The organism is Nocardia anaemiae NBRC 100462 (genome assembly GCF_001612725.1).
GTDB classification, from domain to species: Bacteria; Actinomycetota; Actinomycetes; order Mycobacteriales; family Mycobacteriaceae; genus Nocardia; species Nocardia anaemiae.
The window spans coordinates 1-16,529 of sequence record NZ_BDAZ01000046.1 but is presented as its reverse complement, the minus strand read 5'-3'; the positions used below and the strand labels follow the sequence as shown (position 1 = coordinate 16,529).

Below are 16,529 nucleotides of genomic sequence, written 5' to 3'. Positions count from 1 at the left end.
GCCCCAGCGCGACGATTGGGGCAGGCATGCCAGGATCTTCCCCATGTCTGTGGTGCGGAGCGGGGCGCGTGGGGTGCTGGTCGCGGTGGCGTTGGCGTTGGTGGCGGCCGGATGCAGCGCGTCCGGGGACGAGGCGGGCAGTGCGATGCCCACCACGCCCGCAGGGCTCGAGAAGTTCTACAGCCAGACCGCGAACTGGGGCTCCTGCGACGATTTCGGGTCACCGGACGACCGCCTCGCCCCGAATACCGAATGCACTCGCATCACCGTGCCCGTCGACTACGCCAAGCCCGACGGCGCGACCGCGCAGATCGCGCTGGCCCGAATTCCGGCCAGCGGCAAGCGGATCGGCTCACTGCTGCTCAATCCGGGTGGGCCGGGTGTATCGGGTTTGTCGATGGCGGGCATCGCGGGCAAGACGCCGCTGGCCGAGCGTTTCGACCGGGTCGGTTTCGATCCACGCGGTGTCGGCTCCTCGATCCCGACCGTCGCCTGCCTGACCCCGCAGCAGAACGACGCCGAACGCGCCGAACCGCCGACCGACAACACCCCGGACGGCATCGCCAAGGCCGAAGACGAGAACCGTCAGTTCGTCGGCCACTGCGTCGAGCGCACCGGCACCGACTTCCTGGCCCATGTCGGCACCCGCGAGGTGGTACAGGACATGGACGTGATCCGCGCGGTCCTCGGCGATCCGAAGCTCAGTTATCTCGGCTACTCCTACGGCACCAAGCTCGGCTCCGCCTACGCCGAGAAGTTCCCGGACAATGTGCGCGCGCTGGTGCTCGACGGCGCGGTGGACTCCTCGCAGGATCCGATCCAGGAATCGCTGCGGCAGGCGGCCGGTTTCCAGCAGGCCTTCGAGGCCTACGCCGCGGAATGCGCCAAGCAGGCGGACTGCCCGCTCGGCACCGATCCGGCTCAGGCGGTCGCGAGGTTCCGCGCGCTGGTGAATCCGCTGGAGACCAAACCGGCCGCGACCACCGATCCGCGCGGACTCAGCTACGGCGACGCCATCACCGGCGTGCAGCAGGCGCTCTACTCCGATGATTTCTGGAAGGTGCTCACCATCGGCCTGTCCGAATTGCGCGACGGGCGTGGCGACACGCTGTTGAAGCTCGCCGATCTATACGACGGTCGCCGTGACGACGGCAGCTACGACAACACGCAGGAGGCCTTCAACGCCATCCGCTGCGTCGACGATCCGCCGATCAACGATCGCGCCGTGGCGGGCCGCCAGGACACCGAATACCGCAAGGCGGCGCCGTTCCTGGACGACGGCCGCGGCACCGGGACCGCACCGCTGGAATTGTGCGCCGTCTGGCCGGTGCCGAACACCAGCACGCCACACAAGGTTTCGGCGCCGGGTCTGCCGAAGACGGTGGTGGTGTCGACCACCGAGGATCCCGCGACGCCGTACCAGGCCGGTGTCGATCTGGCCGACCAGCTGGGCGCCGCGCTGATCACCTACAAGGGCACCCGACACACCGCGGCATTGGTCGCCGGTGACCAATGCCTCGACGACGCGGTGATCTCCTACCTCACCGATCTGAAGGTCCCCGCGGCCGGTCTGACCTGCTGACCCCCGCTCGCGCCGACGCCGCGCCGAAGCTCGGATCCGTCGTGCGCGGGATGCACTGTGCTGGTGGTTCACCCGCTCACAAGGCGATCTTGCACACCGTGCGATTGATTCCGAATGATGGGATTGCAATCCTAAGCGTGTATGTAACACGGATTTAACGCCGGGTGCTTACGCTCGGCGACATGGATCGCCAGAAGGAATTCGTGCTGCGGACGCTCGAAGAACGGGATATCCGCTTCGTGCGTCTCTGGTTCACCGATGTGTTGGGCTATCTGAAGTCCGTTGCCATCGCTCCGGCGGAGCTAGAGGGCGCCTTCGAAGAGGGCATCGGCTTCGACGGCTCGGCCATCGAGGGCTTCGCCCGGGTGTCCGAGGCCGATATGGTGGCGCGGCCGGATCCCTCGACCTTCCAGGTGCTGCCGTGGTCGACGAGCAAGGGCCACCAGCACTCCGCGCGCATGTTCTGCGATATCACCATGCCGGACGGTTCGCCGTCCTGGGCCGACCCACGGCATGTGCTGCGGCGTCAGCTCAACAAGGCCGGTGACGTCGGGTTCAGCTGCTATGTGCACCCGGAGATCGAATTCTTTCTGCTGGAGAACGGCCCGCAGGACGGCTCCATGCCGACCCCGGCCGATTCCGGCGGCTTCTTCGATCAGGCCGTGCACGATTCGGCCCCCAACTTCCGTCGCCACGCCATCGACGCGCTCGAGTCCATGGGCATCTCGGTGGAGTTCAGCCACCACGAGGGCGCCCCGGGGCAGCAGGAGATCGACCTGCGCTACGCCGACGCGCTGTCCATGGCCGACAACGTGATGACCTTCCGCTACCTGATCAAGGAAGTGGCCATCGACGAGGGCGTGCGCGCGACCTTCATGCCCAAGCCGTTCGCCCAGTACCCGGGCTCGGCCATGCACACCCATATGAGCCTGTTCGAGGGCGAGGCCAACGCCTTCCACGATGCCGACGATCCGCAGAATCTGTCGGTGACCGCACGGGCCTTCATCGCGGGCATCCTCGAGCACGCACCGGAGATCAGCGCGATCACCAACCAGTGGGTGAACTCCTACAAGCGACTCATCCATGGCGGCGAGGCGCCGACGGCGGCCTCATGGGGTCGGTCCAACCGTTCCGCGTTGGTGCGAGTGCCGATGTACACGCCGAACAAGTCCTCCTCGCGCCGCGTCGAGATCCGCAGCCCAGATTCGGCCTGCAACCCGTACCTGACCTTCGCCGTGCTGCTCGCGGCCGGTCTGCGTGGCATCGAGAAGGGCTACACGCTGCCGCCGGAGGCCGAGGACGACGTCTGGTCGCTGACCGCCGCCGAGCGGCGCGCCATGGGCTTCCGCGAGTTGCCCGGCACGCTCGACGAGGCGCTGCAGGCGATGGAACGCTCGGAATTGGTCGCCGAGACGCTCGGTGAGCACGTTTTCGACTTCTTCCTGCGCAATAAGCGCCGGGAATGGGCGGATTACCGCAGCCAGGTGACCCCGTACGAGCTGAAGGAGTACCTCGGCCTCTAGCCGGTTAAACCAGGCGGGTCGGCTACGTTTGCGACTCTTTCCACCCCGGCCGGGTGGAAAGCGATGATCGGCCAACTAAGTTGGACGTATGGTCCGGCCGCCGTCTGCTCGTTCAGCTGTCCCCGGTGTCGGTCGGCTCGGCTTACTCGAGCCGACCGCCGCCGCCTCCTTACGAGAGTTGGCTTGGGACAATATCGACAGCATTCCGGTGCTGTGGGCGCTGTCCCGCGCGCCGGATGCCGATCTCGCGCTGTTGACCCTGACACGATTGCGGACCGCCCTCGGCGACGACTGGTCCGAGCTCGATTCGACGCTGCGGACCGATACCGCCTTGCGCGGTAGGCTTTTCGCGCTTATCGGATCGTCGAGTGCGTTCGCCGATCATCTGGTCGCCGACCCGGCCGCATGGCGAATTCTGCTGCGGGACAAGCTACCCGCGCGCGAGGAGTTGATCGCCGACCTGTTGGACGCGGTGCGGGCCGTACCGGCCGAGAGTCCGCATGCGGATGCGGTGCTGTACCGGGCCGAGCTCTCCGGTGCGGAGGCAATTCCGCTGCTGCGCAAGCGATATCGCGATCAGCTCATGCTGCTGGCCGCACTGGATCTGGCGGCCACTGTGGAGAACGAGCCGGTGCTGCCGTATCAGGTGGTCGGTCGCCATCTCACCGATCTCGCCGATGCCGCATTGACCGCGGCGCTGGCGGTGGCGGTGACCCGGGTCTGCAAGGACGCGCCGGTGCCGGTGCGGCTGGCCGTGGTCGCCATGGGCAAGAGCGGTGCTTGCGAACTCAACTACGTCAGCGATGTCGATGTCGTCTTCGTGGCCGAACCGGCCGATGCCACCGCGACCCGGTTGGCCGCCGAGATGATGAGCGTGGGCAGCGCGGCCTTCTTCGAGGTCGACGCGGCACTGCGGCCCGAGGGTAAGGCGGGTGCGCTGGTGCGCACCCTGGACTCGCATATCGCGTACTACAAGCGCTGGGCCAGGACCTGGGAGTTCCAGGCGCTGCTCAAGGCCCGGCCGATGACCGGTGATCTGGCGCTGGGGGAGCAGTATCGCGATGCGCTGATGCCGATGGTGTGGACCGCCTCCGAGCGCCCCGACTTCGTCGCCGATGTGCAGGCGATGCGGCGCCGGGTGGAGGATCTGGTGCCCGCCGATCTGCGCGAGCGCGAACTCAAACTCGGCCACGGCAGCCTGCGCGATGTCGAATTCGCCGTCCAGCTGCTGCAATTGGTGCACGGCCGGGTGGACGAGACCCTGCACGTGCAGGGCACCGTCGAGGCGCTGACGGCATTGGCCGCCGGCGGGTACATCGGCCGCGACGATGCCGCGAACCTCACCGCCTCTTACGAATTCCTGCGCCTGCTCGAGCATCGGCTGCAGTTGCAGCGACTCAAGCGCACCCACACCCTGCCCGCCGCCGATGACGAGGAGGGCATGCGCTGGCTGGCGCGCGCGGCCCATATCCGCCCGGACGGACGGCAGGACGCGGTTGGCGTACTGAGCACCGAGATTCGCCGAAATTCAGTGCGGGTGCGACGATTACACGCCAAACTCTTCTATCGGCCGCTGCTCGAATCGGTGGTCAAGATGGATCCCGACGCGCTGCGGCTCAGTCCGGACGCGGCGATCCGGCAGTTGGCGGCGCTCGGCTACGCGGCGCCGGAAAACGCGCTGGGACATCTGAAAGCGCTCACCGGCGGGGTATCACGCAAGGGTCGGATTCAGGCGCTGCTCTTGCCAACCCTGCTCGAATGGCTCGGGGACACACCGAATCCCGACGCCGGGCTGCTCGCGTACCGGCGGGTCTCGGAGGGACTGGACGATCAGATCTGGTTCCTGCGCGAATTGCGCGATGAGGGCGCCATCGCGCAACGGTTGATGATCGTGCTCGGCTCCTCGGAATATCTGCCGGATCTGCTGATCAACGCACCGGACACGATCCGGATGTATGCCGACGGTCCGGGTGGGCCGCTGTTGCTCAGTCCGCAGCCGGAAGAAGTCGCACGCGGAATCCTTACCGCTGCGGCGCGCTACGACGACCCGAAACGTGCTGTGGCCGCAGCTCGTTCGCTGCGCCGACACGAATTGGCGCGGGTGGCCTCGGCCGATCTGCTCGGCATGTTGGATGTGCCGCAGGTGTGCCGGGCATTGTCCTCGGTGTGGGTCGCGGTGCTGGAAGCCGCACTGCGCGCGGTGATTCGGGCCAGTGAGGTCGAACTCGGGGCACCCGCACCGGCCGATTTCGCGGTGATCGGCATGGGACGACTGGGCGGCCTGGAACTCGGCTACGGCTCCGATGCCGATGTGTTGTTCGTCTGCGATCCGCGTCCCGGCGAGGACGAGACCAAGGCCGTGAAATGGGCGATCGGCGTCGCGGAGAAGGTGCAGCGGTTGCTCGGCGCGCCGAGTACCGATCCGCCGCTGCAGGTCGATGCCGGACTGCGACCGGAGGGTCGCAACGGCGCACTGGTGCGCACGCTGGCCGCCTATGCCGCCTACTACGAGCAGTGGGCGCAGCCGTGGGAGGTGCAGGCCCTGCTGCGTGCGCATCAGGTGGCCGGGGACCAGGACCTCGGTGTCCGGTTCCTGCGCACCATCGATAAGGTGCGCTATCCCGAGGGCGGGGTATCGGCGGAGGCGGTGCGGGAGATCCGCCGGATCAAGGCCAGGGTCGATGCCGAACGCCTGCCGCGCGGTGCGAATCCGGCGACCCACACCAAACTCGGGCGCGGTGGCCTCGCCGATATCGAATGGACCGTACAGCTGATGCAGCTGCGTTACGCCGACGATGTGCGCGCACTACACAACACCTCGACGCTGGAATGCCTCGATGTCATCGAGCAGACCAAATTGCTTGCCGTCGAAGATGTTTCGCTGCTACGCGAGGCCTGGATCACGGCGACCAGGGCGCGCAACGCACTGGTGCTCGTGCGTGGCAAGCCAGCCGATCAGCTGCCCGGCCCCGGCCGTCTACTATCGGCCGTCGCGCGGGTTGCGGGATGGCCCAACGATGACGGCAGCGAGTTCCTCGACAACTACATGCGCATCACCCGGCGGGCGAAAGCGGTGGTGGAGCGAGTCTTCGGTGGCTGAGCCGTGCCGACAGTAGTCGACAGATCGGCGGGCATGGCGGCCGATCTGTCGACTACCGTCGGCGAGTTCGTTCAGGGCAGGGGGATACCGGCGCGGTCGGCGCGCTTTCGGCCCCATTCGTAGAGGGCTGTCAATACCGGGACCAGGCTCCAGCCTTCCTCGGTCAGGTCGTATTCGACCTGGGGTGGCACGGTATCGAAGGTGGTGCGACGGATGAGGCCGTCGGACTCCAGGTCGCGCAGCTGCTGGACGAGCATTTTCTCGCTGGTGCTCGGCATCAGGCGGCGCAATTCGCCGTAGCGGCGCACGCCCTCCTTGAGGTGGGCCAGGATGACCGGCTTCCATTTGCCGTCGATGAGATCGACGGTCACCTCCACCGCGCAGTAATAGCGCTTATCCGGCATCGCTCGCCTCCGGTACTCACCAAAAAGTGCGTTCTTGTAACACTGTAATCATCGGGCTTACATGGAACTCGCACCGCGGCGCGGCCGCACCACATTCTGCAGACATGGAGTTCGATTACCCATGAAAGTCATCGTTTTCGACAGCTTCAAGCCCGGCGTGACGATGGAGACCATCACCCCTTATCTCCCCGAAGAGGTCGCCAATGTGTGGCGGCTGTGGAAGGCGGGCATCGTGCGCGAGAACTATGCGCGCGCCGACGAGCCGGGCGTAGTCATCGTATTCGAGGTCGACAGCGTCGAGGAGGCCAAGCGTTATGTCGAGGACTTCCCGCTGACCAAGGCCGGTCACCTGGAATGGACCTACGTTCCGGTGCAGGCGCCGCTGCCGCTGGAGGCGCTGATGGATCCGTCCGTCGATGTCGCCGAGCCCTACGATCGGACGAAGGCGGTGTCGGCCTGATGCAATACGCCTACGGTCTGAGCATTCCGCAGACCCTCGCCGATGCCTGCGATCCAACCAGGATGGCGCTGCTGATCTACGACATGCAGGTCGGCATCGTGCGGCAGTTGCCCGACGGCGACAAGATCGTCCAGGCCTGCGTGCAGCTGCGGGATGCCGCGCGGGAGAACGGTTTTCGCGTTTTCTACACCAGGCACATGTCGCTGCCGCCCGCGGCGGCCGGTGTTTCGCAACTGCGCACGGCCATGGAGTGGCAGCGGGTCGACAGTCCGAACGAGGTGCATTCCAGCTTCCCGCAGGGTTCGCCGCAATATCAGCTCGTCCCCGAGCTGTCGCCCGGTCCGAATGAGGTGGTCATCGATAAGATCACCATGTCCGCCTTCGCGGCGACGCCGCTCGATTTCGCCTTGCGCGACTTGGGCATCGACACCTTCGCCATTGCGGGCATCGCGCTCGAGGTCGGCATCGAACCCACCGTCCGGCACAGCCTGGACCTTGGCTATCTGCCGATTCTGGTGACCGATGCCTGTGGTGCGGGCCATCCGGACGCGGCCGAACGTTCCTTGGCCACATTGGCTTTCGCGGGCGGTTCGCTCACCACGGACGCCGCCGTGCTCGTCGAGCGGATGCACCGCCACTGAGCGGAAGCCGCGCCGGGCCGACCGCGGTCAGTACCTGAAACCGGCGCACGAATTCGCGCAGCGCAATGCGGTCCTCATCCTCGGGCGGGCGGTACCCCCGCTCGACGGTGACCGATACCGTGCTTCCCGCGCGCACCCGCAGCTCGTTCCAGCACCACGGCAGCACCGGTGTCAGCGCGGTGTGGCCGTTGCAGGTCACGGTGATCCGCGAGGTGAACCGGCCTGCGGTGGCGGCAAGATCTTCGGCCGCCTCGGCAGTGAGCGCCCCCGGCGCCGTGAATTCCTCGACATACATCGCGACCACCTCACTCTCTGTTGGCCAGTGTAGGGGGCTGTGGCATCCCCACGGGATCTCCACAATCGCCGCACCTGGTCTCCATCGCAGCCGGTTAGGGTCGGTGCATGCGTAAATGGGTGGACCGGGTGGTGCTCGGGCTGGGGTGGTGCGCCTTGATGGCGGGACTTCTCGGGGTGGTGCTGCATTTCGGGACGTGGCGGCGGCAGGCGTTGGTGCTGTTGGCGGCGGGTGCGTCGTATTTGATGCTCGGGGCGGTGTTGGGGCTGGTGTTGTTCCTGATCGCGCGGGGATGGAAGAGTGCGGCGGCCGCGGGGGTGATCGTCGCGGCGGTGTTGTGGACGCAGATGCCGATGTTCGTGCCGCAGGGACGGGCTGCGAGTGGGCCGGAAGTATCGGTCATGCAGTCGAACCTGTTATTCGGCAAAGCGGATGCGGCGGCGGTGGTTCGAGCAGTGCGGGAGAACCGGGTCGAGGTGCTCACCGTCGACGAGCTGACACCGGAAGTCGCGCAGCGACTCGCGGCGGCCGGAATCGATGAGTTACTGCCGCATCAGTTCCTACAATCCCGTGGGGGCGGCAACGGCACCGGAATCTACAGCCGATATCCATTGCGGGACACCGTGAAATACGATGGCTTCTGGATGAACAATCTGTCCGCCACGATGGAGCATCCACAGCGCGGGCCGGTCACGGTGTTCGCATTCCATCCGGTGCCACCCTCGGTCGACTTCCCGGCGTGGAGTTCGGAGCTCGACAAGATTCGCGAAATACTCGACGCACAGCAGGGTCCCGTGATTGTCGGCGCGGATTTCAATGCCACCCGCGATCATTCGGCATTCCGTGATCTGCTGCGCGGCCGGTTCGTCGCGGCGGCGGATCAGGCGGGTGCCGGGCCGCTGCTCACCTATCCGGCGGACCGCCGGTGGGGGCCGGTGATCGGCATCGACCACATTCTGGTCGCCGATGGCACGGCGGCCGACGTCCGCGCGCTCAGCATTCCCGGATCGGATCATCGCGCGATACTGGCGCAGGTGCGGTTGAACGCCTGACGCGGCGATAGCGCTCAGATGTATACGCGCGCAGGGTTTTCTGCGATTACCATGTGATCGCTCGATGGGCAGGAGTGCACCCATCGGGTCGGGTTCGCCGAGGACGGACCCACGGTGAGTTCGGGGAGGAAAGACCTGATGAGGACGAGACGGCTGCGGTTCGGGGGGGTCGCGGTATCGCTGTTGGTCGGCGCGGCGCTGGTCGGCTGCGATAGCAGGACCGCCCAGCAGGGTGCGAGCGCGGTGACCGCGGACAATCCGTGGGAGCTCACCGGCGCGGTCACCAACAACGGTCCGAGCGGCCCGCGCAAGGGCGTCCCGGACGCGGCGCTCACCGCGGAGAACGGCGACGGCGGCGCGGTCGACAAACTCGCTCTCAACACCATCGCCGATCTGGAAGATTTCTGGAAGACCGAGTACGGCAAGAATTTTCCCGGCACCTTCAAGCCGGTGAGCCGCTATATCTCCTGGGATGCCAAGGCCGCCAAGGAGCAGGCGGTCAAGTTCTGCAAGTCCAGCACCTATCACCTGGTCAATGCCGCCTACTGCAGCCTGGACCACACCATCGGTTGGGATCGTGGTGTGCTGTTACCGCTGCTGCAGGAGAAGTACAGCGATATGGCGATCGTGATGGTGCTCGCACACGAATACGGTCACTCCATCCAGGGCCAGGCCAAGATCGCCGGATTCTTCAGCGGTGCGCTGGTGAAGGAGCAGCAGGCCGACTGCCTGGCCGGTGCCTTCCTACGCCATGTGGCGGAAGGGAATTCGGCACATTTCACGCTGAATATGACCGACGGACTCAATGCGGTCCTCGGTGCCACCATCGCCGTGCGCGATACCGATCCGGACAACACGAAGAATGTGCACGGTTCCGCCTTCGAGCGGGTGACCGCGGTGCAGATCGGTTATACCGACGGCGCGCAGGGCTGCAAGAAGATCAACAAGAAGGAGATCGAGCAGCGTCGGGGCACGCTGCCGACGACATATGAGGACGGCGAACAGGACGCCCAGCTTCCGGTCGACATGGCATCGCTGACCAGCCTGAGCCAGGCGCTGGCGAAGATCTTCCCGCTGCGGCAGGCTCCGCAGTACGACTACAACGGGATCATCGCGAACTGCTCGAAAGTGACTGCCACCGAACCCGTCTCGTACTGCCCGAGTTCGAACAAGATCGGCACCGATGTGCCCGAACTCGCCGAACGCGGCGGGGCCATGAAGGGCGACGACGAACCGCTCTCGGCGGTGGTGGACGGTGACTACAACGCCTTCGCCGTGTTCATTTCGCGCTATGTCCTTGCGGTGCAACAGGAACGTAAGCTCTCGATCAGCGGAGCCGAGACCGCTGGATTGCGCACCGCATGCCTCACCGGCGTGGTGACGACCAAGCTGAGCGAGCCGGGCAGCGATCCACGGCTGTCGGCGAACGACCTCGACGAGGCGGTCTCCGGACTGCTCGCCGACGGTCTGGTCGCCGGCGATGTGGACGGCAAGGTGGTACCGAGCGGCTTCCAACGGTTGGAGGCGTTCCGCACCGGCGTCCTCGACGGCGAGCAGACCTGCCTGACGAACTACCGCTAGCGGCTCACCCGTCCGCTACGTGGGCCTGCAACCACTCCAGAACATCGGAGAGCACCTTGTCCTGTTCGGGTTCATTGAAGACCTCGTGGTAGAGGCCCTCGTAGCGGATCACCGTGAGGTCCTTGGAGCCCGCGCCCCGCTCGATCAGATCGGTGCTCGACGGCGCGGCGATGGCATCGGCGGTGCCGTGCAGTACCAGCAGCGGCACGGTGAGCTTGTCCAGACGGCTCTTGACGAACTCGGTGGCGTTCAGCATCTCCATACCGGTGCGGGCCGGGAGCTTGCCGCGGAAGACCAGCGGGTCGTTGTCGTAGGCGCGGACCACCTCGGGATCGCGGCTGATCATCGACGAATCCAGTTTCAGCACACCGATATTCGGCGCGACCCGGGACAGCAGCGGGCCGAGCAGTCGTTGTAGCGGATTGCCGACGGCGATATCCAGCGGCGGCGCCGACAATACGATGCCGTCGACATCGATCGGTGCCCGGACCGCCAGATACAGCGTGATCAGGCTGCCCATCGAATGCGCGAGCAGGAACCGCGGCACATCCGGATGTTCGCGGCTGGCGATCTTCAGCATCTCCGCGACATTGTCGGCCGAGGCCGCCATCGAACCGATATTCGCGTTATTGCCCGCCGACTTGCCATGGCCCAGATGGTCCAGCGCGTAGACCGCGAAACCGTTGTCCGCCAGGCGCTTTCCGACATGGGTGTAGCGGCCGGAATGTTCGGCGACGCCGTGCACGAGCACGATCACCGCGCGCGCAGTGGTATCGGGAAGCCATGCGCGCCAAGCGATTCGGCTACCGATGCCGTCGAATTCGCCCTCGGTGCCCGGTGTCGGCTCCAGGGGTTCGCCGGTCGTCGGATCGGTTGTCATGCATCGGCTCCTTGGGTACGTGGCGGCGCCGCCAGCTGATCGATCAGCCGCCGATTGAACTCGATGAGCCGAGCGTAGTTCACCAGCGAGATGCGCTCGTCGGTTCCGTGGATCGATTCCACATCGGCCTTGGTCAGCAGGATCGGGGCGAAGTTGCAGCGGGTCGCGGCGAGGTCGTCGTAGTGCCGGGAATCGGTGGCGCCGGGGACGATGCCGGTGGTGACCGCGATGCCAGGGACGACGGACTCGGCCAGGCGCGCGATCATGTCGAATGCCGGGCCGGGCGGCTTGCCGGGGGAGGGTTCGGAGGTCATGCCGACGAGTTCGATCCGCACGTCCGCGTCGCGCACGACCTTGCGGCAGTGTGCGAGCACCGACGCGACCGAATCACCGGGCAGGATGCGGAAATTTACCAGGGCCTCGGCCTGCTGTGGCAGCACATTCGGTTTGATGCCGCCGCGAATGACGGTCGGCGCGGTCGTGGTGCGCACCAGTGACTCGGTTTGCGGACGCGCCGCGAGCACCCGGGTGATCACCGGCGTGGCCAGCCCGGCGAACCTGAGCAGGCGGCGGCGATATTCGGGCATGACGTGGCGCAGCCTGGTGACCATGTCCGACACCACCGGCGTCAACCGCAAAGGCATCGGATGGTCCTGGATTCGGCCCACCGCGCGGGCGATCCGTCCGACCGCGGTCTGTTTTCCGGGCATGGACGAATGCCCGCCCACCGCCGAGACCGAAAGGCGAACGGTCGCATAGCCTTTCTCGCCAACCATGATCGAGGCGACCGGCCGGTCTATGCCGTCGGCGACGTCATCGAGAATGACACCGCCCTCATCGAGCAGGAGATCGGCGTGCACACCGGAGTCACGCAGCCGCTGCGCCATTCGCACCGCACCGTCATTGCCGAACACCTCCTCGTCGTGCCCGAAGGCCAGATAGATGGTGTGGCGCGGGCGAATTCCCGCGGCGATGGCGGATTCGACCGCTTCCATAATCGCGATCAAGCGACTCTTGTCGTCGATTGCGCCACGGCCCCAAATGAATTCGTCGTCCACCACGCCCGCGAACGGCGGATGCGTCCACCGCTGCAGATCATCGACCGGAACCACATCCTGATGGGCGAGCAGAATCGCCGACACCCGATCCGGTTCGACGCCCGGCCAGCGATACAGCCTGCTGTGCCCGAACCGCTCCAATTCCAGTTCCGCGTGGACCAGTGGGAACGACTGTTCCAGGTGCGCGCCCAGCCGGAGGAATTCGGCGTCGCCGGGTTCTGTGGGCTCCGCGGTATCGGATGGCTCATAGGAAACCGTCGCGCAGCGCAAGGCGTGCGCGAGTCGTTCGGCGACGGCCGAGTCGACGACAACCGGGGTGGTGTCGGTCTGTGCGGCGTTACCTGTCATCGGGTCTCATTGGGCAAATTCATGGGCATCACTGCATTGTTCAACACCTCGGGCCCGAGTGTGCGCACCTTCTGGACCCGCCACTTCGCCCAGGCCTCGCTGGTGCCGCCGGTGAGGTCGGGGGTGCGCGGGATGCTGAGCAGTGGCAGGTCCAAGCGGGCCGCGAGCACGGTGACCTGGGCATTTGCGGCGGCATGGGACCAGACGTCGTCGACGACATCGGTGATCCGGACGCCGAGGCGGTGCCCGGCAATGATCGGCCAGTCCTGCGCCAACAGCCTGATATCGGCGGTGTCGGCGACCGGAGCGATGCCGCGGGTGATGATGGTGCCGCGGCCGTCCGGGGCGATATCGAACAATTCGACCGCGACTGTCGCGGTCGGCGGACCCGACAGGCGCAGCGTTGCCGTCGGAATTCCGGAGATGTGCTGGGTGGTGCTCAGCGGTTCGGAAATGGACCAGATCTCGCGGTCGGGTCCGGGCAGCAGGCCGCGATCGGTATAGGTGCCGGTGCGCAGATCGATCGGAACCCGGCGTGAGTCGGTGGGCGGCCATGCGGTTTCGGAGCGCCAGCCGCCGTCGAATTGGCCGACCGTCACGCGCGGGCCTGGCACCTCGATATCGCGGTCGGCGACATGCTTATCGAAGAAGGCGAGCAGTTGGGTATCGAAGTCCGGTGCACCGCATTTGCTATCGCAATCGCTGTGGCCCCACTGGCCGAACCAGGCGCGATGATCGCCGGGCCCGAGCGCATTCCAGACGTCGAAGATGCGATATGCCCGGGTGTTGTAATCGAGAAAGCCCTGACCGACGAACAGCGGAATGGTATTGCCGCGCAACTCCTCCACGAGATCACGCTCGCGCCAGAACGGGGTGGTGGCGTCATGGTTGGTGGTGTTCGCCGCGTATTGCTCATAGCATCCGGCCGAAATCTGGACCGCATTGGACTGGTACTCGGGGGAGTCGTCGGGGCGGCCCGGCGTGGAGGCGATGAGCAGATGCTCGAAACCCGTCATTTCGGCCGGGCGAATGCCGCTCTCGGTGACCGGCTTTCCGGAGAACTTCCAGGCGACGCCCTGCATGTACATGTACGCGTACGGGTCGACATCCGGTCCGAACGCCGCGACGGCGGCCAGGCCATGGGGTTCGTCGGCCAGCGCCATCATCCCGGTCCAGGCCTCGTAGGAGGTGCCGATCATACCCACTCGACCGGTCGACCACGGCTGCCCCGCCGCCCACGCCACGGCGGTCGCCACATCCGAACGCTCGCCCGGTCCACCGAAATCCGGACATCCGGACGAGCCGCCGAAGCCGCGCAGATCCACGATGACGTAGGTATAGCCCGCGTTCAGGAACATCGCGACGTGCAGATCGTCAGTGGACGGACCGCCCTCGAGCCGCGGCACGCTCAGATACGCGGAATGCGAGCGATACGGGCTGACGGTCATGATCACCGGCGTGCGGGTGTCCGCGGAAATACCCTCGGGGCGCAAGATATCGGCGTGCAGCCGGGTGCCGTCCGGCGCGGTGATGAAGGTCTGCGACCACTGATACGGCACACCGACCGGGTCCGCGGCCGTCACCGGCGCCAGTACGCCGAGCATCAATACAACCCCGGCCAACCCGCGCAACAGCACCGAACCCACAGTCACCCGAGAACTATCGACCCCTGCTGGTCGATAGTCCAGCCCCCGGAACGGGGGTGCCGCTCAGCGCTCCGCGGTCGGACCGAGGACCGGCTTCAGATCCAGCACCGGTGTGCCGTCGATCGCTTCCAAACCGTGCACGGTGAGAGTCGTCCCAGCGATATCGACGATCGTGACCCGATGCAGCCCGATCGGATTCGGCCGATGCGGGGCGCGCGTCGCGAACACCCCGGTGACCGGGCGGGTGTGATCCCCGCGCGGATGCACCGCAAGCACCTCCCGATCCGCCTGGTGCAACCAGGTGAACACCAACACCTCATCGCCGGGCCGCAAGCCCGCCGTGCCCGCCGCGACCGCGGAATCGAGCACGATCTCGGCTGGCGGCGCGCCTTCGTCGCCTTGTTTCGGCGCATCCGCGGCATCGGTCAGCGGTGAGCGCACCCGGCCGATCGGGCGCAGGTCATAGGTCTCGGAGGTCATGGGGCAATCCTCGCTTACGGCTGCCTGAGCCCGAAGGCATTCGCGTGGGTGTCCTCGACCTGCCGTGCGTGAGAAACGACAGGCTATTCGCTTTCGCTATCGACCGGGCGAAGATCATGCTCCGGCAATAAGTTTCGGCTGGTGTCTGAGGCAGCGCGGCGTATGATCGGCCCAGTGCGAGTCCCCGGGGGGAATATGAGTGAGCCGGTGACCACGGATTGGGAGCCATTCGTGCGGTCACTGGCACAATGCCTTGCCGAACTACCTTCCCGGGCAACGCTGATCATCGCCGCGCCCGGCAATCGATACGTCCAATTCGTGCAATACGACATCAAACTGTCCGTCGAGCTGGCGGGCAATTCCTATCTCGCGCAGCCCATCTCGCCGACCGGAGAACGCACGCTGCGCGGTCTCGGCTGGCGCGAACCCGTCGCACGGCGTGAGATCGACAATTGGACCCGGACCCTGTTCTGGCCGCTGTCTTCGGATACCTTGCTCGGAGTCGCCCGCTCGGTGGCGGTCGGCCTGCGCGACGCGCTCGGCGTCGGCACGCCCGCGCAGCTGCGCGCTATGGGGTGGACCGAGAGCTCGGGTGAACTGGATCTCACCGCATTGGGCGAAATCGCGCGTCGCGGCGTGAACTGACGCGGTGCGGAGACCCGCCCGACGTGCCACTATTCTGTGAATATGGCAGTAGGCAAGGGCGGCACGCCGTCCAAGGAAGCGAAGGCCGCGGCGAAGGCGGCTCGCAAGCAGCAGTCGAAAGAACGCCGCCAACAGCTCTGGCAGGCGTTCCAGATGCAGCGCAAGGAAGACAAGCTGCTGCTGCCGCTGATGATCGGCGCCATCGTCGGCATCACGGTCGTATTCCTGGTGGTCGGCCTGATCTTCGGCCTGCAGTGGTACCTGCTGCCGCTCGGTCTGCTGCTCGGCGTGCTCGTCGCGTTCATCATCTTCGGACGTCGGGTGCAGCGCAATGTCTATGCCAAGGCCGAGGGCCAGGCGGGTGCGGCGGCCTGGGTGCTGGACAACCTGCAGGGCAAATGGCGGGTCAGCAATGGCGTCGCCGCGACCACTCAGTTGGACGCGGTGCATCGGGTGATCGGTCTGCCGGGCGTCATCCTGATCGGTGAGGGTTCCCCGCAGCGGTTGAAATCGCTACTGGCCCAGGAGAAGAAGCGCACCGCGCGGCTTATCGGCGACACCCCGATCTACGACATCATCATCGGCAACGACGAGGGCCAGATCCCACTGAAGGGGCTGCAGAAGCACCTCACCAAGCTGCCCCGCAATATCGATACGAAGCGCATGGACCTGATCGAGGGTCGTCTGTCCGCGCTGAGTTCGCGCAGCGGTCCCGCACTGCCCAAGGGTCCGATGCCCGCGGGCGCCAAGATGCGCGGAGTGCAGCGCACCATCCGTCGGCGCTGAACCTGTTTCGAGGCCCGCATCCCATGGGATGCGGGCCTTCGCATTTCT

General features: G+C 66.1%; 15 protein-coding genes. 9 read left to right on the top strand and 6 right to left on the bottom strand.

Going from position 1 to position 16,529, the window contains the following annotated elements; genetic code table 11:
• The first annotated feature begins 43 nt into the window (after window positions 1-43).
• The 3 genes from NA5_RS25335 (at window position 44) to NA5_RS25325 (ending at window position 6,205) form a co-directional block, all read left to right on the top strand.
• Window positions 44-1,582: an alpha/beta hydrolase gene (locus tag NA5_RS25335; protein ID WP_062990320.1), complete on the top strand. Its 1,539-nt coding sequence runs from the start codon at window positions 44-46 to the stop codon at window positions 1,580-1,582.
• Window positions 1,583-1,764: 182 nt separating this feature from the next.
• Window positions 1,765-3,105, top strand: a complete 1,341-nt coding sequence (gene glnA, locus NA5_RS25330) for a type I glutamate--ammonia ligase (RefSeq protein ID WP_062990318.1) — start codon at window positions 1,765-1,767, stop codon at window positions 3,103-3,105.
• Window positions 3,106-3,193: 88 nt separating this feature from the next.
• Window positions 3,194-6,205 (top strand): bifunctional [glutamine synthetase] adenylyltransferase/[glutamine synthetase]-adenylyl-L-tyrosine phosphorylase, encoded by a 3,012-nt coding sequence (locus NA5_RS25325; RefSeq protein WP_062990316.1) that lies wholly within the window; start codon window positions 3,194-3,196, stop codon window positions 6,203-6,205.
• A 71-nt stretch (window positions 6,206-6,276) separates the two neighbouring features.
• Here NA5_RS25325 and NA5_RS25320 read toward each other — a convergent pair whose 3' ends face one another.
• The gene (locus tag NA5_RS25320; RefSeq protein WP_062990314.1) at window positions 6,277-6,609 is read right to left on the bottom strand and encodes a winged helix-turn-helix transcriptional regulator; all 333 of its coding nucleotides are present in this window, start codon (window positions 6,607-6,609) and stop codon (window positions 6,277-6,279) included.
• Between the two features lie 121 nt (window positions 6,610-6,730).
• On the opposite strand from NA5_RS25320, the gene NA5_RS25315 reads away from it, so the two are divergent.
• Window positions 6,731-7,069 carry a YciI family protein gene (locus NA5_RS25315; RefSeq protein WP_062990312.1) on the top strand — a complete coding sequence of 113 codons (339 nt, stop codon included), beginning with the start codon at window positions 6,731-6,733 and terminating at the stop codon, window positions 7,067-7,069.
• Entirely contained in the window at window positions 7,069-7,710 is a 642-nt protein-coding gene (locus tag NA5_RS25310; protein WP_062990310.1) for a cysteine hydrolase family protein, read from the top strand. The genes NA5_RS25315 and NA5_RS25310 overlap by 1 nt, the downstream gene beginning before the upstream one ends.
• Here the strand turns inward: NA5_RS25310 and NA5_RS25305 are convergent.
• Window positions 7,664-8,005 (bottom strand): HPr family phosphocarrier protein, encoded by a 342-nt coding sequence (locus NA5_RS25305; RefSeq protein WP_062990308.1) that lies wholly within the window; start codon window positions 8,003-8,005, stop codon window positions 7,664-7,666. The genes NA5_RS25310 and NA5_RS25305 overlap by 47 nt on opposite strands.
• A gap of 107 nt (window positions 8,006-8,112) precedes the next feature.
• Here NA5_RS25305 and NA5_RS25300 point away from each other — a divergent pair, with 107 nt between their 5' ends.
• Together NA5_RS25300 and NA5_RS25295 are read left to right on the top strand one after the other, a co-directional pair.
• Complete coding sequence (locus tag NA5_RS25300; protein WP_062990306.1) at window positions 8,113-9,057, top strand: endonuclease/exonuclease/phosphatase family protein; 945 nt, start codon at window positions 8,113-8,115, stop codon at window positions 9,055-9,057.
• Between the two features lie 138 nt (window positions 9,058-9,195).
• The gene (locus NA5_RS25295; RefSeq protein WP_062990304.1) at window positions 9,196-10,638 is read left to right on the top strand and encodes a neutral zinc metallopeptidase; all 1,443 of its coding nucleotides are present in this window, start codon (window positions 9,196-9,198) and stop codon (window positions 10,636-10,638) included.
• A 4-nt stretch (window positions 10,639-10,642) separates the two neighbouring features.
• On the opposite strand, the gene NA5_RS25290 is transcribed toward NA5_RS25295, so the two are convergent.
• Genes NA5_RS25290 through tsaA form a run of 4 tightly spaced genes read right to left on the bottom strand, consistent with a single transcriptional unit; the run spans window position 10,643 to window position 15,050 of the window.
• Complete coding sequence (locus NA5_RS25290) at window positions 10,643-11,518, bottom strand: alpha/beta hydrolase (RefSeq protein WP_062990302.1); 876 nt, start codon at window positions 11,516-11,518, stop codon at window positions 10,643-10,645.
• Window positions 11,515-12,924, bottom strand: coding sequence for a M20/M25/M40 family metallo-hydrolase (locus NA5_RS25285; RefSeq protein ID WP_062990301.1), 1,410 nt, complete (start codon window positions 12,922-12,924; stop codon window positions 11,515-11,517). The genes NA5_RS25290 and NA5_RS25285 overlap by 4 nt, the downstream gene beginning before the upstream one ends.
• Complete coding sequence (locus NA5_RS25280; protein ID WP_245672386.1) at window positions 12,921-14,576, bottom strand: CocE/NonD family hydrolase; 1,656 nt, start codon at window positions 14,574-14,576, stop codon at window positions 12,921-12,923. Before NA5_RS25280 ends, NA5_RS25285 begins: the two co-directional genes overlap by 4 nt.
• Before the next feature lie 57 nt (window positions 14,577-14,633).
• Window positions 14,634-15,050 (bottom strand): tRNA (N6-threonylcarbamoyladenosine(37)-N6)-methyltransferase TrmO, encoded by a 417-nt coding sequence (gene tsaA, locus NA5_RS25275; protein WP_157110620.1) that lies wholly within the window; start codon window positions 15,048-15,050, stop codon window positions 14,634-14,636.
• Window positions 15,051-15,245: 195 nt separating this feature from the next.
• Between tsaA and NA5_RS25270 the strand changes: the two genes are divergently transcribed.
• Both NA5_RS25270 and NA5_RS25265 read left to right on the top strand, forming a co-directional pair.
• Window positions 15,246-15,695: a TY-Chap domain-containing protein gene (locus NA5_RS25270; RefSeq protein ID WP_062990299.1), complete on the top strand. Its 450-nt coding sequence runs from the start codon at window positions 15,246-15,248 to the stop codon at window positions 15,693-15,695.
• A gap of 42 nt (window positions 15,696-15,737) precedes the next feature.
• Window positions 15,738-16,481 carry a DUF4191 domain-containing protein gene (locus NA5_RS25265; protein ID WP_062990296.1) on the top strand — a complete coding sequence of 248 codons (744 nt, stop codon included), beginning with the start codon at window positions 15,738-15,740 and terminating at the stop codon, window positions 16,479-16,481.
• Window positions 16,482-16,529 lie beyond the last annotated feature (48 nt).

Bases quoted from the DNA above. Each gene is read 5' to 3' on its own strand.
- NA5_RS25335 (WP_062990320.1), top strand. From the start codon at position 44: ATGTCTGTGGTGCGGAGCGGGGCGCGTGGGGTGCTGGTCGCGGTGGCG.
- glnA (WP_062990318.1), top strand. From the start codon at position 1,765: ATGGATCGCCAGAAGGAATTCGTGCTGCGGACGCTCGAAGAACGGGAT.
- NA5_RS25325 (WP_062990316.1), top strand. From the start codon at position 3,194: ATGGTCCGGCCGCCGTCTGCTCGTTCAGCTGTCCCCGGTGTCGGTCGG.
- NA5_RS25320 (WP_062990314.1), bottom strand. From the start codon at position 6,609: ATGCCGGATAAGCGCTATTACTGCGCGGTGGAGGTGACCGTCGATCTC.
- NA5_RS25315 (WP_062990312.1), top strand. From the start codon at position 6,731: ATGAAAGTCATCGTTTTCGACAGCTTCAAGCCCGGCGTGACGATGGAG.
- NA5_RS25310 (WP_062990310.1), top strand. From the start codon at position 7,069: ATGCAATACGCCTACGGTCTGAGCATTCCGCAGACCCTCGCCGATGCC.
- NA5_RS25305 (WP_062990308.1), bottom strand. From the start codon at position 8,005: ATGTATGTCGAGGAATTCACGGCGCCGGGGGCGCTCACTGCCGAGGCG.
- NA5_RS25300 (WP_062990306.1), top strand. From the start codon at position 8,113: ATGCGTAAATGGGTGGACCGGGTGGTGCTCGGGCTGGGGTGGTGCGCC.
- NA5_RS25295 (WP_062990304.1), top strand. From the start codon at position 9,196: ATGAGGACGAGACGGCTGCGGTTCGGGGGGGTCGCGGTATCGCTGTTG.
- NA5_RS25290 (WP_062990302.1), bottom strand. From the start codon at position 11,518: ATGACAACCGATCCGACGACCGGCGAACCCCTGGAGCCGACACCGGGC.
- NA5_RS25285 (WP_062990301.1), bottom strand. From the start codon at position 12,924: ATGACAGGTAACGCCGCACAGACCGACACCACCCCGGTTGTCGTCGAC.
- tsaA (WP_157110620.1), bottom strand. From the start codon at position 15,050: ATGACCTCCGAGACCTATGACCTGCGCCCGATCGGCCGGGTGCGCTCA.
- NA5_RS25270 (WP_062990299.1), top strand. From the start codon at position 15,246: ATGAGTGAGCCGGTGACCACGGATTGGGAGCCATTCGTGCGGTCACTG.
- NA5_RS25265 (WP_062990296.1), top strand. From the start codon at position 15,738: ATGGCAGTAGGCAAGGGCGGCACGCCGTCCAAGGAAGCGAAGGCCGCG.